Below are 15030 nucleotides of genomic sequence, written 5' to 3'. Positions count from 1 at the left end.
GATTAGCCCTCCACGTTCAAGCCCATCGCACGAGCAGAGCCGGCGATAGTGCGTACAGCTGCGTCCATGTCGGCAGCAGTCAAGTCAGGTTCTTTAGTCTTAGCAATTTCTTCTAATTGCGCGCGAGTTACCGTACCAACTTTCTTGGTGTTTGGCTCGCCTGAACCACTTTTGATACCAGCCGCTTTCTTCAATAAGAAAGACGCAGGAGGTGTTTTAGTAATAAATGTGAATGAACGGTCTTCGAAGACTGTGATTTCAACAGGAACCGGAGCACCTTTTTCAAGGCTATCGGTTTGCGCGTTGAACGCTTTACAGAATTCCATGATGTTCACACCGTGCTGACCCAATGCAGGACCAACTGGCGGTGACGGGTTAGCTGAACCAGCAGCTACCTGTAATTTGATAATGGCCGATACTTTCTTCGCCATGATAATTACCTCTGTTGTGGGTTTAACGCCTCGTAACTTTTCAGAGGAAAGTTACTCTAACGGCTTCCCGTTAAAAAAGGACGCGAATTATAAGTGACTTCGCGCCATAGATCAATCATTGTCTTGCTGCTTTTTTGATCAAGCTTTCTCTATCTGACCAAACTCAAGCTCAACTGGCGTTGCGCGGCCAAAGATTGAAACAGAAACCGTTACACGGCTTTTCTCGTAATCAACCTCTTCAACCGTACCGTTGAAGTCAGCAAAAGGTCCGTCGTTTACGCGAACCACTTCGCCTGGCTCAAACAAGGTCTTAGGCTTAGGCTTGTCTGCAGAATCTTGTAAGCGATCCAGAATAGCGTCAGCTTCTTTCTTGGAGATAGGGGTTGGGCGGTCACTGCTGCCACCGATAAAACCAAGTACGCGGGGCACGCTTTTAATTAAGTGCCATGCATCTTCGTCCATGTCCATTTCGACCAAAACGTAACCTGGGAAGAATTTACGCTCGCTTTTGCGACGAACGCCACCGCGCATTTCAACCACTTCTTCTTTCGGTACAAGAATTTCGCCGAACTTGTCTTCCATACCATGCATTTTGATATGTTCTTTCAGAGACTCGGCAACACGTGCCTCATAACCGGAAAAAGCTTGTACGACGTACCAACGTTTCTTATCGCTCATGGTTAAATCTCCAATCCGGTTAAGAAGCCAACCACACGAACCAGGATACCATCAAGGCCCCAAAGAATAAGTGCAACAATAACAGTGGCAACAATAACTATAAGCGTGGTCTGAGTTGCTTCCTGACGCGATGGCCAAACAACCTTTCTTACTTCGGTGCGGCTTTCTTTAGCAAACGACAGGAAGGTTCTTCCTTTCGTCGTCGTGCTTGCAAAGAAACCTGCTAAGGCCACTAAAACAACCACAGCAATAGCGCGATATAAAACCGACACTTCTTCTGTGTAATAGTGATTACCGCCAATAGCAACAACTAAAAGGGCGATTGCGATTATCCATTTCAAACTGTTCAACGAACTGCTCTGCGTCTCGTTATTTGCGCTCATTCTTTAATCCTAGTTGCGACGGTCTTCGCTTTGAATCAATAAAATCTGGCAGGGGCGGAGGGATTCGAACCCCCAACCGTCGGTTTTGGAGACCGCTGTTCTACCAATTGGAACTACGCCCCTAAATTTGCCTACCCTACAATTGGTGCAGGATTGGACGCGGTATTATACCTATTATGGTTTTTGACGCAAGCCCAGCCGACGCGCATGTCGGCTTTTACAGGCATAAAAAAGCCCGGCCAAAGCCGGGCTCTTAAAATCAACAGGACAGCATTAGTCCATGATTTTTGATACGACGCCTGCACCTACGGTACGGCCACCCTCACGGATAGCGAAACGCAGACCTTCGTCCATTGCGATTGGAGCAATCAGCTCCACAACAAACTTCAGGTTATCACCAGGCATAACCATTTCTACGCCTTCTGGCAATTCTACAGCACCAGTTACGTCCGTTGTACGGAAGTAGAACTGTGGACGGTAGCCTTTAAAGAATGGCGTATGACGGCCACCTTCGTCTTTGCTCAGTACGTAAACTTCTGCTTCGAACTTAGTATGCGGAGTGATAGTACCTGGCTTCGCCAATACCTGACCACGCTCTACTTCGTCACGCTTCGTACCACGCAACAAGGCGCCGATGTTCTCACCTGCACGACCTTCGTCAAGCAGCTTACGGAACATTTCAACACCAGTAACAGTCGTCTTCGTGGTGTCTTTCATACCAACGATTTCACACTCGTCGCCTGTACGCACGATACCGCGCTCTACACGACCGGTTACTACCGTACCACGACCTGAAATCGAGAATACGTCTTCGATTGGCATGATGAACGGCTTGTCGATGTCACGCTCTGGCTCTGGGATGTATGAATCCAGCGCATCCGCTAACTCAACAATTTTCTTCGCCCAGTCTTCGTCGCCTTCCAGCGCTTTCAGTGCTGAGCCCTGAATTACTGGCAGGTCGTCGCCCGGGAAGTCATACTCTGACAACAACTCACGAACTTCCATTTCTACCAGCTCTAACAGCTCTTCATCGTCTACCATGTCACATTTGTTCATGAATACTACGATGTAAGGAACGCCTACCTGACGTGAAAGCAGGATGTGCTCACGAGTCTGTGGCATTGGGCCGTCTGTTGCCGCTACTACCAGGATTGCGCCGTCCATCTGTGCAGCACCGGTGATCATGTTTTTAACATAGTCAGCGTGCCCCGGGCAGTCTACGTGCGCGTAGTGGCGAGTTGGCGTGTCATATTCAACGTGTGACGTTGAAATAGTAATACCACGCTCTTTCTCTTCTGGCGCGTTATCGATGGCTGCGAAGTCTTTCGCCGCACCACCATAAACTTTTGCCAAAACTGTTGTGATAGCAGCAGTCAGTGTAGTTTTACCGTGGTCAACGTGACCAATGGTGCCGACGTTTACGTGCGGCTTCGAACGTTCAAATTTTTCTTTAGACATTGCAGCCTCTCTAACAAAATTCTTTCGGTGTGTTACCTAAGCTAAAAAGCAAGACCGAGGTTTATTAGGGGCCTAAAGTGAAATGGTGCTGATAGGCGGATTCGAACCGCCGACCTCACCCTTACCAAGGGTGCGCTCTACCAACTGAGCTATATCAGCACTAACGGAATTTGGAGCGGGTGGCGGGAATCGAACCCGCGTCATCAGCTTGGAAGGCTGAGGTAATAGCCACTATACGACACCCGCAAATTCACAATTTTGTGAGGCCACCTCAAAACCAAGGAAATTGCGTGGTGGAGGGGGCAGGATTCGAACCTGCGAAGGCTGAGCCGTCAGATTTACAGTCTGATCCCTTTGGCCACTCGGGAACCCCTCCCGCATTTTGCAATTTGAATTGGTGCCGGCAGAGAGAGTCGAACTCCCGACCTACTGATTACAAGTCAGTTGCTCTACCAGCTGAGCTATGCCGGCACCCCGGTTAGGTGGAGCGCATTCTATGGTACTAAATTTGATAGTGCAATAGATGCGTGCAATTTTTTTGATTTTTTTGTTCTGACTGGTCAGTTTTTATCTACATCGGATGAAAACTGACCGTCTTTTAGTAACATATACTATAGTCGTTTACTTGCCAAAAGGGTGCCGTAAAACGATGGTTTCTTTACGATCAGGACCGGTTGAAATGATGTCTACCGGAACACCTGTTAAGGCTTCAATACGGGCAATATAAGCCAGCGCTTCAGGAGGTAACTCATTGTGCTTTGTTACACCCACTGTGCTTTGTTGCCAGCCAGGCATGCTTTCGTAAATAGGCTCAACAACTTCGTAATCTTCTGCAGATAACGGCGGGTGATCGGTCACACTGCCGTCAGCAAGTTGGTAGCCGGTACAAATTTTCAATTCTTTAAGGCCGTCTAATACGTCTAACTTAGTTAAGCAGAAGCCACTGATAGAGTTGATTTGTACAGCCCGGCGCATGGCAACGGCGTCTATCCAGCCAGTACGACGTTTACGTCCCGTTGTTGCACCAAATTCATGGCCTTTTTCACCTAAATACTGCCCCACTTCACAATCGAGTTCTGTCGGGAAAGGTCCACTACCGACACGAGTGGTATAGGCTTTTACAATACCTAACACATAGTCAATATAACGAGGACCAAAACCAGCGCCTGTAGCAACGCCACCGGCAGTCGTATTTGAAGAGGTGACGTAAGGATAAGTACCGTGATCAATGTCCAGTAAAGTGCCCTGCGCACCTTCAAACATTATTGACTCGCCGTTTTTGCGAGCCTTATCCAGTAACGATGGTACATCGGCTACCATTGGTTTTAATACTTCAGCGAATTCTTCGCATTGCTTCAGAACAGTATCAAAATCTATAGCGTCGGCTTTGTAGTATTCAACCAAAGAGAAATTGTGGTAATCGACCAGTTCTTTTAGCTTCTCACCAAAGCGTTTCATATCGAACAGGTCGCCAACGCGCAGACCGCGGCGGGCAACCTTATCTTCATACGCAGGACCAATACCACGACCAGTTGTTCCAATCGCCTCTTTACCTCGGGCACGCTCACGTGCCTGATCAAGAGCAATATGGAATGGTAAAATTAGAGGGCAGGCTTTGCTAATTCGAAGACGGTCAGCAACAGGAACATTACGTGCTTCCAACATGGCCATTTCTTCCATCAGCGCTTCAGGTGACAAAACGACACCATTGCCAATAACGCACTGAACGTTGGTGCGTAGAATACCTGAAGGAATTAAATGCAGAACGGTCTTTTCACCGTCAATAACCAATGTGTGTCCAGCGTTATGTCCACCCTGATACCGCACAACCATTGTGGCTTTATCGGTTAACAGGTCGACAATTTTACCTTTGCCTTCATCACCCCATTGGGTGCCTAGAATTACAACGTTCTGACTCATGATTGCCCCGCGTAAAAAAAATCGGAGCGATCTTACCTTTTATCGGAGGGTTTGTACATCGGAGGAGAGCGCCTGATGATCACATCAGACGCTCATTCTTGATTACTCTTCAGATTTTCCCATCATATTTTGTAAATAACGGAAGAAGTCACTGTTCGCATCCAGCACTAACATATCATTGCCGGTACCGAATGAGCTACTGTAAGCTTCCATGCTGCGAATAAAGGCAAAGAACTCAGCATCTTTTTGATACGCCTCAGCATAAATTCTCGCTGCTTCCGCATCACCTTCACCACGTAATTCACGTGACTGACGCTTAGCATCAGCAAGCATTACCGTTACACGGGCGTCAACATCAGCACGAATAAACTCAGCCTGCTCACGACCTTCTGAACGGTGCTCTGTCGCCACCGCATTACGTTCTGCACGCATACGCTGGTAAATCGACTGACTCACTTCGTTCGGTAAGTTGATTTGCATAACCCGAACATCCAGCACTTCAACACCTAAGTCTGAAGCACTTTCTGAGCCCTGAATCAGAGCTTCGCGCATTAACTCATCACGCTCGCCGGAGACGATGTCTGAAATAGTGCGGTTACCAAACTCACTGCGTAAGCCACTGTTAATACGACGTGTCAGCAGTGCTTCGGCCTGGAGATAGTTACCGCCATTAGTACTCAAGTAAAAGGTCGAGAAGTCATTAATACGCCACATGACGTAGGTATCAACAATCAAATCTTTCTTCTCACTTGTTACAAAGCGATCCGGATCTCCGTCCAACGTCTGTAGACGCGCATCAAGCTTTTTAACCTGCTCAATGAAAGGAATTTTAAGATGCAGACCTGGTTCGAAAACCATGGCTTCACCCGTCTGAGCGTCACGTTCTACCTTACCGAACTGGATTAAGATGGCACGTTCGCCCTCTTTAACCACATAAACGGAGGACAGACCCAGAACGACCAGGACCACAACAATAATTGCGATTAGGTTTTTCATTAGTTTCGACCTCCGCTACGGTTACTGCTGCGCGTATTTTGTGACTCTGAACCACTGTTTGAAGAGCCACCTGAAACATTTTCAGGAACACGCGTCGGAGAGAATGTATTCGTATTTCGACCTTGTTTTTCCAGAAGCTTTTCAAGCGGTAAATACATCATGTTATTACCACCTTCAACGTCAACCAATACTTTAGGCGTTTTTGCATAAAGGTCTTGTAACGTATCTAAGTAAATACGCTCGCGAGTGACTTCTGGCGCATTTTGATATTGAGGTAACAGCTCTTCAAAGCGAGCAACCTCACCCTGAGCTTCCAGGATAATTTGTTCACGGTAAGCCTGTGCTTCCTGCAACATACGACGTACCTGACCACGTGCCAATGGCTCTACTTCACGAGCATAAGCCTCAGCTTCACGGATGAAGCGTTCTTCATCTTCCTGTGCTGAGATGGCATCATCAAATGCGTCTTTAACCGCTTCCGGCGGACGAGCTGGCAGTAAGTTAATATCGACGATCTGTAAACCAACGGTGTACGGATTCATCGTTTTTTCCAGCATTTCCAGCGTGTTGGCTCTGACCTCTTCACGACCACGGGTCAAAACTTCGTCCATGGTTGTGTGACCAACCACATAACGCAATGCGCTATCGGTCGCTCTGGATAATACGCCGTCAGCATCTTCGACATTAAATAGGTAAGAACGCGGATCAACAACACGATACTGAACATCAAGTTCAACACGCACCACGTTTTCGTCCTGAGTCAGCATATAACCGTCGGTTTTATCTGAGCGAATGTTGTTTACGTCAACATGCTCTACCGAGTCAATAAATACCGGACGCCAGTGAAGTCCCGACTCAACCAGTGAATGGAATTGACCGAAACGCAGTACAACACCACGATCGGCTTCTTTTACTGTGTAGAAGCCAGCGATAAACCAAACAATTAACGCAATAATTGCGATAATACCGATGCCTTTACTCGGGATACCTGAACTGCCCCCCGAGCCGCCGCCTTTCTTGCCACCAAAACCGAATTTGGAAAACAGTTTACGAACTGCTTCGTCGAGATCAGGTGGCCCCTGATCCCGGCCACCTTGATTTTTCCATGGGTCACGGTCGTTGTTATTACCGTTTCCCGGTTGATTCCAAGCCATTGAGTGCTCCAAGTTTTTAATAAAACTGTTGCTAATAATTTTTATTCAGGGATGACCAAGTCATCCAGTTGATTGCCGTAGGCCTTATGTAAACGCTGCCAGTCTACCGATGACATTCGCACTTGCAACGCAAGTTCGCCATTTTCGTTAACATCTTCTGATGTTACGCAATTCCAACGGTATAATGTACCACGTAATTTACCCATTGAGTGCGGGATTTTAAGGGACAGCTCAACCATCTGTGGACCAAGTATCTGCCGCAACGCTTCCAGCACATGCTCAATACCAAGCCCCTGTTGAGCTGAAACCCATACTCTTATTGGTTTTTGGTTATCATCGTAATCAATTCTGGGTTCGGCACCGTCTACTTGATCTATTTTATTACAAATAATTAACTGAGGTACATCACCCGCATCAATTTCTTCTAAAACCTCAGCAACCTGATCCATATTATTTTGCTGCTGTTCATCACTGACATCAACCACATGCAACAATAAATCCGCTTCCTGGGTTTCTTGTAACGTAGCTTTAAATGCAGCGACCAAGTCGTGAGGCAAATGACGGATAAACCCAACGGTATCGGCCAGAATAACTTCGCCAATATCTTCTACGGCAAGTTTTCTGAGGGTTGGGTCGAGCGTTGCAAATAGCTGATCCGCCGCATAAACACCCGCCTCAGTCAGGCGATTAAACAACGTCGACTTACCAGCGTTGGTATAACCCACCAGCGATACCGTCGGAATATCTGCTTTCTTACGTGCCCGACGACCTTGTTCCCGCTGTTTTTGTACTTTTTCCAGACGCTTTAAAATGTTTTTAATACGCCCGCGAATTAGTCGTCTGTCGGTTTCAAGCTGGGTTTCACCCGGTCCACGTAAACCTATACCACCTTTTTGTCTTTCAAGGTGGGTCCAGCCTCGTACCAAACGAGTTGATATATGACGCAACTGTGCAAGCTCAACTTGCAGCTTACCCTCGTGAGTACGCGCACGCTGTGCGAAAATATCCAGAATAAGACCCGTACGATCTAAAACCCGGCATTTACAAACAGCCTCGAGGTTTCGCTCCTGGGTTGGTGACAGGGCGTGATTAAAAATAACAATGTTGGCGTCTAACAGTTTCACCTGTTCGGCAATTTCTTCCGCCTTACCGCTACCAACAAAATATCGGGGAGTTGGGGAGCTACGACTGGATGTCATCACTCCCATCGTTTTCACGCCCGAAGAATCAGCTAAGAGTTGTAATTCTGAGAGATCTTCTCGGTCAACTTCTGCGGGTAAATCCACATGAACCAATATTGCGTAGTCGCCACCTTCATACCTATCGAACAAGTTGTTCAGACCTCTCTTTCATTATTAATCTTCTAATTCAGCCATATCTTCTGCGGCTTGCTGCGGCAAATAATTTTGTGGGATACGCGCAGGCACAACCGTTGAGATTGCATGCTTGTAAACCATTTGGCTAACCGTGTTTTTTAATAAGACAACAAACTGATCAAAAGACTCAATTTGTCCCTGTAATTTAATGCCATTAACTAAGTATATAGATACTGGTATGCGTTCACGACGTAACGCATTTAAGAATGGGTCTTGTAAAGTTTGCCCCTTAGCCATCTTGGATTCCTTTTTATCGTTATTAATATCCAATGTGTAAATAGTAAGCCACAGGACTGCCAATTTGCAGTCATCTGTAAAGACACACTAGACCAGTAAAGAATTTTTGCAATAAGAAAAACGTTAAGAATTACTCATTTAGTCAGAAATTGGATCTGCGGGCTTGAACGTCGTATTTCAATCCTGACGGTCAAATTTCTTTGCAGGCTGCTGCATTACCCTCAATACTTTGGCTTCCATGTCGGTATCGCCAGTCGTCAGCCAATGAACACCGGGCCAGCCCCGTAGCCATGTCATTTGGCGCTTTGCCAACTGCCGTGTTGCTATAATGCCGCGCTCGCGCATTTCATCATAGCTGAGTTCACCGGCAAGGTACTGCCACATTTGACGATAACCGACGCTGCGTATTGACGGAAGATCCGTATGCAGATCATCGCGGTCAAACAGCTTTTTGACTTCGTCTTCAAAAGGTTGTGCCAACATCTGGTCAAAGCGCTGTTCGATACGCTGGTGTAAAACTTCCCGTTCTGCCGGGGCCACCGCAAATTGATAAATAGGTTTATCCAACTGACCGTAGCGTTCCCGCGTAAGTTCCGTCAGGCTTTTACCGGCGAGTTCATACACTTCCAGAGCACGTATAATCCGCTGAGGGTCATTTGGGTGAATGCGTTCAGCGCTTACCGGATCCACTTCCTGCAGTTGCTTGTGTAACTCAGCTAACCCTTTGTTACGCAAATCAGCCGAAAGCCTTTCTCGTACGCTCGCATCCGACTCAGGTAAGTGCGAGAGTCCTTCCAGCAAGGCTTTAAAATACAACATGGTGCCGCCAACCAACAAAGGTACTTTGCCACGTTGCTGAATGTCTTCAATTAATGCCAAAGCGTCTTTTTGAAAGTCGGCCGCGGAATAGGTTTCAGCCGGGTCACGAATATCCAGTAAATGATGAGGAACTTGAGCTTGTTCCTCGGCGCTGGGCTTAGCTGTACCAATATCCATACCGCGGTATATCAGTGCTGAATCTACAGAAATAATTTCGCAATCCAGTTGCTTACATAGAGCCAGTGACAACGCCGTTTTGCCCGATGCTGTCGGCCCATAAATCGCTATAACAGCGTCCTTACTGTGCATGACGTTCTCCGGGTAGCGGCAATCGCTGCAGTACATCCGGTGCTTCAAAAAGCTGTGAACGCCACTGGATAAGCCAATGTTCAGCCTGAGTGATGCTGTATGACTCAAGACCCGCAAACTGCGCAAGCCAACTCGCCAACGCCTCAGTTTCAGCACCTTCTGTTAATAGCTTTAATAGTTCGGTAAAACCACTAACCACATTCCCCTGACGCAGCATTTCAGGCATTTGCTCAATAATGACCTGTTCGCGCTGACACTGATACACTACGCCACACTGATTCAACTCCTGTTGCGGCCACTGACTTGCCGGGCCCGGTAAATTCGCTAAATTAACTGCCACAGGTACTAGCAGTGGCTGGCCATTGAGCCCGTCCTGCAGTTGTTGAACCAGCTTTTGAGCAACGCATTCGGTATGCACTTTTGCCAGGTTTAGCCAGGCCAGGTTTTGTTCATTTCTAATAAGCGCGTAAACACCATTAAAAACCGTAAGGACCCGCCAGTTTTCTTCCGATTTTACCGCTTCTGGCTCTGTCTGGGGTTGTCCGCTACTGATACTATTTTGAACTCGGGCGGCATTTGGCAACAACGAACCTGATGCTTTTCTTTCACCTAAGACACTTCCGCCTGAAGCTCTGCCGGAAGGAAACGACGTTGGTCCTGACGGGCGTTCTTGTGAACCATAATGATGCTGGTGAGTCACAGCAGATTGCGGGCTATCTGTTGCAACCAACTGCATCAAAGCTTGCTCAATACGCGTCAGAATAAAGTCGTGCACTTGCCGCTGGCGATGGAACCGCACTTCATGTTTGGCCGGATGCACATTCACATCCACCTGCTCTGACGGCAATTCAAAATAGAGCACAAAGGTAGGGACCCGCTCGTTTGGCAAATACTTTTCATACGCCTGGCGTACCGCATGCGACAACAGCTTGTCCCGCATCATGCGACCGTTTACGAAAAAATATTGAATATCACCCTGGTGCCGGCAGTGCTCAGGGGGAACGAGCCAGCCAGTTAAATGAAAATCTCCGTCCACCGCATCGATAGTCGAAGCTTGTTCAGCAAAGCCACCACCACAAATTTTTGCCAACCGCTGCAACTGTTTTTTTTCGCTCAGCGCCTGCGGAAACATACGGACTGATTTGCCGTTATGATTCAGTTGGAAACCAACTTCAAAACGACTGAGCGCAATACGCTTTATCACTTCATCAATATGAGTGAATTCAGTTTTTTCTGTACGCAGAAACTTACGTCTTGCCGGCGTGTTAAAAAATAAGTCCTGAATATCAACCGTGGTGCCGTCGGGGTGAGCTGCCGGCTCAATATTAACCTGCATGTCCCGGCCTTCGGCCCAGGCCTGCCAGGCTTCTTCTTGCTCCGGCGGTTTTGATATTAAACGTAAACGAGAAACCGAACTAATACTGGCCAAAGCCTCACCACGAAAGCCAAGGCTGCCAATATGTTCCAAATCATCCAGGCTTTTGATTTTACTGGTGGCATGCCGGCTTAACGCCAGCGTTAGTTCCTGTTTAACGATACCGCAGCCGTTATCACGAATTCTTATTCGCTTGCTGCCGCCCTGTTCTATATCCAGTACTAACTGGGTTGCACCGGCGTCGAGCGCATTTTCAACTAACTCTTTAACCACCGACGAAGGGCGTTCAACCACTTCACCCGCAGCAATTTGGTTCGCCAGCTCAATGGGTAACTGCTGAATAGCCATCAGCGACTCGGGATCGTCAGCTTCTGGCCAATTTTAAGCGTATTACTGGCCAGACTATTTTCAGATTTAATGGCTTTGACGGTAGTGTTATAACGCTGAGCGAGAACAGACAAAGAGTCACCCGACTTCACGGTATAGGTAAAACTACTTTGATTGGCCAAGTAAGTATTGTCGATTGGGTTACTGACAAAATAACGCCGGATACCATTATAAAGCGCTCGCGCCAGTTTTTGCTGATGGGCATTACTGGTTAGCAGTTGCTCTTCTCTGGGGTTAGAAATGAACCCTGTTTCTACCAGTAATGACGGTTTATCTGGTGATTTTAGCACGGCCAGGCTAGCAGCCTGTGGCGTGCGCTTATGCATTTTGGTTACTGCTGACATTTCATCAATAATGTGTTTTGCCGCACTATAGGCACCGGCAATAGAACTGTCCATTGACATGTCCAGTAGAGTTTCAGCCAAATAAGGCTCGTGTCCATTTTTACTGAGGATGTCCGTTACCCCACCCAGCAACTCCGATTGCTGTTCGCGGTTTTCCAGCCAACGACCCACTTCGGAATCCGCCCGGCGTTTTGATAGCACCCACACAGACCCTCCATTGGGCTGAGGTGAATGAAAGGCATCAGCGTGAATCGAAACAAAGAAGTCCGCTTTAGCATCCCAGGCTTTCTGCGGGCGTTCATTAAGGCCTACGTAGTAATCACCAGTACGAATCAAATAAGCCTGCATACCCGGGTCATCATTAATCAGCTTAGCCAGCGCCCGCGCGATACGAATAACGACGTGCTTCTCGTAGGTGCCGCGTGGACCAATAGAGCCGGGATCATCACCACCATGACCAGCGTCAATGGCAACGGTTACGCGCCTGTCTTTCAGTTCAGAAACGGACTTTGCCGGTCCGCTGCGCTCAATCGACTTACCCGGTAAGTCCACCACTAAGCGATCTTTATAAGAGTCGTTAGCCGGAAGGGTAAACAGGTTCGCGTCACTTTTTGAATCCAGTTCAATAACGATGCGAGTGCTACGGGAGTTTTTGGGCGAACTGGTGCGAATTTTATCCACCAGCAGAGAGTCTTTACCCAAATTATTCAAATCCGCTTTTAGCGACGTATTGTTGAAATCAATAACCAGCCGATAAGGCTTTTGCTGATAAAGCGTGAAATAGGAATAGTCCGGTGTATCAGACAGGTCAAAGACCACCCGCGTTTTATCCGGAGATGGCCACACCCTTACACTGTCTACACTATTGTCAGCCCATGCCCACAGAGGAACACAAGCAAACAAAAACACCCAAAATCGCTGCATCATAATGTTTTAATTATTCTTTGTCCGGCTTCAGTTAGCGCACTGAAAGTTATTTTACGTCCTTCACCAGCATACTCGATTCGGATTTCTATGTCCGCTCCCGGTAGCCAGCCATAGCCTTTATCAGGCCATTCTATAAAGTTTAGCGTATCTTCGGCAAAATAATCACGAATTCCCATGTACTCAAGCTCTTCCGGATCAGCCAGCCGATACAAATCAAAATGGTGAATACGCCATCCCTGCAGCTGATAAGGCTCTACAAGGGTGTAGGTAGGACTTTTTACCGCGCCACAATGGCCTAAAGCCTGAATAACACCACGACAAAATGCTGTCTTACCGGCACCTAATTCCCCTTTCAAATAGACCACCAAAGGAGCTTGTAAAACTTCTGAAAATTTCTTCGCAAGCGCCAGCGTCTCAGCTTCATTCGCTAATTTACAGTGGTGTACCTCAGTCATCGTCCCTTCCATATCCATTCACCAACCGCCGTATATAGGGCAACAAATCAGAGGCTAAGGTTCCCCGCTCGCCATCTTTTCCTGCTTCTTCGCCAGCCATGGCATGCCATAAGGCGCCAGCAATTAATGCCTGTGCCGGTGCCATTCTTTGCGCTAACAGGCCGCTTATCAAGCCCGTTAATAAATCACCCATACCACCCGACGCCATTGCCGGTGAACCTCTGTCAATCAAGCATCTCCCGCGATCGGTGACCAGCAGCGAGCCGGCGCCTTTAAGTAGAACTTGAGCACCGTACTTTTCGCGTAGTTGTGTTACCGCTAAAAACCTATCGGCTTCCACTTCATCAGCTGTCGTTTGCAGTAACCTGGCCGCCTCTCCCGGGTGTGGCGTCAGCAGTAACTTTGACGACCGGGCTGGATAACTTGCCAGTAAATTCAACCCATCGGCGTCTATCACTTTCAACGCATCCGCCTTCATCACTTGTGAAAACACATCGTGACTCCAACGGCTTTGCCCTAACCCGGGACCAAGAGCAATCGCCGAGGCATCACGTAACAACGGCTTTAACGTATCTTCGTCCTTAATAGAATGCACCATAGCTTCTGGCTGCGCCGCTGCAACAATTGCTTGTACGTCGGGGTGGCAGGCCACTGAAACTTTACCGGCACCTGCTCGCAAGGCGGACTTCATAGCCAGTATCACCGCCCCTGACATACCCGGTTGTCCACCCACGATAAGCACATGGCCTTGTTCGCCTTTATGAGTGCAGCGCGCCCGGGCAGGTAGCCAATTACCTAACCCTCCGGCATCGACCCGAAACCAGTCGGCTTCATTTTGCTGCTTAAAAGTCTCACCAATGCCTAAGTCCTCTAAAACAAGCTCACCCGTATGGTTCTGAGCTTTACCTGTGAGTAAACCGCGCTTTAATGCCACCAGACTTACCGTTAGGTGGGCGCGCACGGCAGCACCGGGAACATGGCCGTTATCGGCATTTAAACCAGAAGGCACATCGACTGAGATCACCGGCGTAGAACTGGCATTGACATGTTGTACCCAGGTCACGGGGTCTCCCTCGAGGGCTCTATTAAGTCCAACACCAAACAACGCATCTACCACAAGGTCAAACTGATCAGGTACACAATCGAGCAGGGCTTTTTCGTTGCCCCCCTGCTCGCGCCAGGCTGAGCGAGCCCGGTGCGCATCAGATTCTAAGGGGTCTGAAAGCTCTGCATTGGGCTTTAGAGCAAATACTTGCACCTGATACCCCGCCTCATGAGCCAGTCGGGCAATAATGTAACCATCGCCCCCGTTATTGCCCTCACCGCAACATACAGCAATACGCGCCGGTGCCGGGAAGCGTCTTTGTAACTGCTTGAAAACGGCTTTACCAGCGGCTGACATCAGCTGCATCATATTCATTGCGCTGGCTTCAGCTGCCTTTTTTTCGCCTTTCTGCAATTGCTCAACACGATAAAGGCAGTTTTCATAACGGCTACCGTCGGTGTTTGTCATAGTGCCTCCCCAATAGTGCGTTAGTCTGGCTTAAATACGCCAATGACCTGGTCAAACTGACGCTCGCTACCACCACCCTGCTCCTTGGGCTCACTAAACCGGTGCTTACATTGCACGCACTCAACTTGTTCGATATCGTTTTCGATAAAAAGCATGAGCGTGTCCATGGCATCGCATTTGGGACAAACCGCCCCGGCAATAAATCGCTTCTTTTCTCTAGCCACAACAGCTCCTGTGTTAGAATTGTGAGCAGAACATGTCTATGATA

15 protein-coding genes and 5 tRNA genes are annotated in these 15030 nt (G+C 48.1%); all 20 read right to left on the bottom strand.

The window, feature by feature from the left end; all coding sequences use genetic code 11:
- Window positions 1-2: 2 nt before the first annotated feature.
- Window positions 3-431 (bottom strand): 50S ribosomal protein L11, encoded by a 429-nt coding sequence (rplK, locus tag K5X84_RS01565; protein WP_011233603.1) that lies wholly within the window; start codon window positions 429-431, stop codon window positions 3-5.
- 138 nt (window positions 432-569) lie between these two features.
- Entirely contained in the window at window positions 570-1109 is a 540-nt protein-coding gene (gene nusG / locus K5X84_RS01560) for a transcription termination/antitermination protein NusG (RefSeq protein WP_054491337.1), read from the bottom strand.
- 2 nt (window positions 1110-1111) lie between these two features.
- Window positions 1112-1492, bottom strand: coding sequence for a preprotein translocase subunit SecE (gene secE / locus K5X84_RS01555; RefSeq protein ID WP_054491338.1), 381 nt, complete (start codon window positions 1490-1492; stop codon window positions 1112-1114).
- Window positions 1493-1538: 46 nt separating this feature from the next.
- Window positions 1539-1615 (bottom strand) — tRNA-Trp (locus K5X84_RS01550).
- A gap of 150 nt (window positions 1616-1765) precedes the next feature.
- Complete coding sequence (gene tuf / locus K5X84_RS01545) at window positions 1766-2950, bottom strand: elongation factor Tu (RefSeq protein ID WP_199495133.1); 1185 nt, start codon at window positions 2948-2950, stop codon at window positions 1766-1768.
- Between the two features lie 83 nt (window positions 2951-3033).
- Window positions 3034-3109: transfer RNA gene (locus tag K5X84_RS01540), tRNA-Thr, on the bottom strand.
- 12 nt (window positions 3110-3121) lie between these two features.
- A tRNA-Gly gene (locus K5X84_RS01535) sits at window positions 3122-3196 on the bottom strand.
- Window positions 3197-3241: 45 nt separating this feature from the next.
- Window positions 3242-3326 (bottom strand) — tRNA-Tyr (locus tag K5X84_RS01530).
- A gap of 19 nt (window positions 3327-3345) precedes the next feature.
- Window positions 3346-3421 (bottom strand) — tRNA-Thr (locus K5X84_RS01525).
- Between the two features lie 150 nt (window positions 3422-3571).
- Window positions 3572-4870: an adenylosuccinate synthase gene (locus K5X84_RS01520; protein ID WP_199495208.1), complete on the bottom strand. Its 1299-nt coding sequence runs from the start codon at window positions 4868-4870 to the stop codon at window positions 3572-3574.
- A gap of 102 nt (window positions 4871-4972) precedes the next feature.
- Entirely contained in the window at window positions 4973-5866 is an 894-nt protein-coding gene (gene hflC, locus K5X84_RS01515) for a protease modulator HflC (RefSeq protein ID WP_054490699.1), read from the bottom strand.
- Complete coding sequence (gene hflK / locus K5X84_RS01510; protein WP_054490701.1) at window positions 5866-7020, bottom strand: FtsH protease activity modulator HflK; 1155 nt, start codon at window positions 7018-7020, stop codon at window positions 5866-5868. Before hflK ends, hflC begins: the two co-directional genes overlap by 1 nt.
- Before the next feature lie 41 nt (window positions 7021-7061).
- Window positions 7062-8351 carry a ribosome rescue GTPase HflX gene (gene hflX, locus K5X84_RS01505; protein ID WP_222236380.1) on the bottom strand — a complete coding sequence of 430 codons (1290 nt, stop codon included), beginning with the start codon at window positions 8349-8351 and terminating at the stop codon, window positions 7062-7064.
- A gap of 24 nt (window positions 8352-8375) precedes the next feature.
- A complete protein-coding gene (hfq, locus tag K5X84_RS01500; protein ID WP_054490705.1) occupies window positions 8376-8633 on the bottom strand; it encodes an RNA chaperone Hfq in 258 nt (85 codons plus the stop codon).
- A 177-nt stretch (window positions 8634-8810) separates the two neighbouring features.
- Entirely contained in the window at window positions 8811-9761 is a 951-nt protein-coding gene (miaA, locus tag K5X84_RS01495) for a tRNA (adenosine(37)-N6)-dimethylallyltransferase MiaA (protein ID WP_222236378.1), read from the bottom strand.
- On the bottom strand, window positions 9751-11484 hold the full coding sequence (gene mutL / locus K5X84_RS01490) for a DNA mismatch repair endonuclease MutL (RefSeq protein WP_222236376.1): 1734 nt from the start codon (window positions 11482-11484) through the stop codon (window positions 9751-9753). The genes miaA and mutL overlap by 11 nt, the downstream gene beginning before the upstream one ends.
- The gene (locus tag K5X84_RS01485) at window positions 11484-12794 is read right to left on the bottom strand and encodes an N-acetylmuramoyl-L-alanine amidase (protein ID WP_222236374.1); all 1311 of its coding nucleotides are present in this window, start codon (window positions 12792-12794) and stop codon (window positions 11484-11486) included. The genes mutL and K5X84_RS01485 overlap by 1 nt, the downstream gene beginning before the upstream one ends.
- Complete coding sequence (gene tsaE, locus K5X84_RS01480; RefSeq protein WP_054490714.1) at window positions 12791-13249, bottom strand: tRNA (adenosine(37)-N6)-threonylcarbamoyltransferase complex ATPase subunit type 1 TsaE; 459 nt, start codon at window positions 13247-13249, stop codon at window positions 12791-12793. Before tsaE ends, K5X84_RS01485 begins: the two co-directional genes overlap by 4 nt.
- On the bottom strand, window positions 13242-14762 hold the full coding sequence (locus tag K5X84_RS01475; RefSeq protein ID WP_222236372.1) for an NAD(P)H-hydrate dehydratase: 1521 nt from the start codon (window positions 14760-14762) through the stop codon (window positions 13242-13244). The genes tsaE and K5X84_RS01475 overlap by 8 nt, the downstream gene beginning before the upstream one ends.
- Before the next feature lie 20 nt (window positions 14763-14782).
- Window positions 14783-14986, bottom strand: coding sequence for a YheV family putative zinc ribbon protein (locus K5X84_RS01470; RefSeq protein ID WP_054490719.1), 204 nt, complete (start codon window positions 14984-14986; stop codon window positions 14783-14785).
- Between the last annotated feature and the right edge of the window lie 44 nt (window positions 14987-15030).

The sequence above is a fragment of the Idiomarina abyssalis genome (genome assembly GCF_019797805.1).
Lineage (GTDB): Bacteria > Pseudomonadota > Gammaproteobacteria > Enterobacterales > Alteromonadaceae > Idiomarina > Idiomarina abyssalis.
Note: the sequence above shows the minus strand (reverse complement) of the source record. Positions and strands in the feature narration are given on the sequence as shown.

Bases quoted from the DNA above. Each gene is read 5' to 3' on its own strand.
- rplK (WP_011233603.1), bottom strand. From the start codon at position 431: ATGGCGAAGAAAGTATCGGCCATTATCAAATTACAGGTAGCTGCTGGT.
- nusG (WP_054491337.1), bottom strand. From the start codon at position 1,109: ATGAGCGATAAGAAACGTTGGTACGTCGTACAAGCTTTTTCCGGTTAT.
- secE (WP_054491338.1), bottom strand. From the start codon at position 1,492: ATGAGCGCAAATAACGAGACGCAGAGCAGTTCGTTGAACAGTTTGAAA.
- tuf (WP_199495133.1), bottom strand. From the start codon at position 2,950: ATGTCTAAAGAAAAATTTGAACGTTCGAAGCCGCACGTAAACGTCGGC.
- K5X84_RS01520 (WP_199495208.1), bottom strand. From the start codon at position 4,870: ATGAGTCAGAACGTTGTAATTCTAGGCACCCAATGGGGTGATGAAGGC.
- hflC (WP_054490699.1), bottom strand. From the start codon at position 5,866: ATGAAAAACCTAATCGCAATTATTGTTGTGGTCCTGGTCGTTCTGGGT.
- hflK (WP_054490701.1), bottom strand. From the start codon at position 7,020: ATGGCTTGGAATCAACCGGGAAACGGTAATAACAACGACCGTGACCCA.
- hfq (WP_054490705.1), bottom strand. From the start codon at position 8,633: ATGGCTAAGGGGCAAACTTTACAAGACCCATTCTTAAATGCGTTACGT.
- miaA (WP_222236378.1), bottom strand. From the start codon at position 9,761: ATGCACAGTAAGGACGCTGTTATAGCGATTTATGGGCCGACAGCATCG.
- mutL (WP_222236376.1), bottom strand. From the start codon at position 11,484: ATGGCTATTCAGCAGTTACCCATTGAGCTGGCGAACCAAATTGCTGCG.
- K5X84_RS01485 (WP_222236374.1), bottom strand. From the start codon at position 12,794: ATGATGCAGCGATTTTGGGTGTTTTTGTTTGCTTGTGTTCCTCTGTGG.
- tsaE (WP_054490714.1), bottom strand. From the start codon at position 13,249: ATGACTGAGGTACACCACTGTAAATTAGCGAATGAAGCTGAGACGCTG.
- K5X84_RS01475 (WP_222236372.1), bottom strand. From the start codon at position 14,762: ATGACAAACACCGACGGTAGCCGTTATGAAAACTGCCTTTATCGTGTT.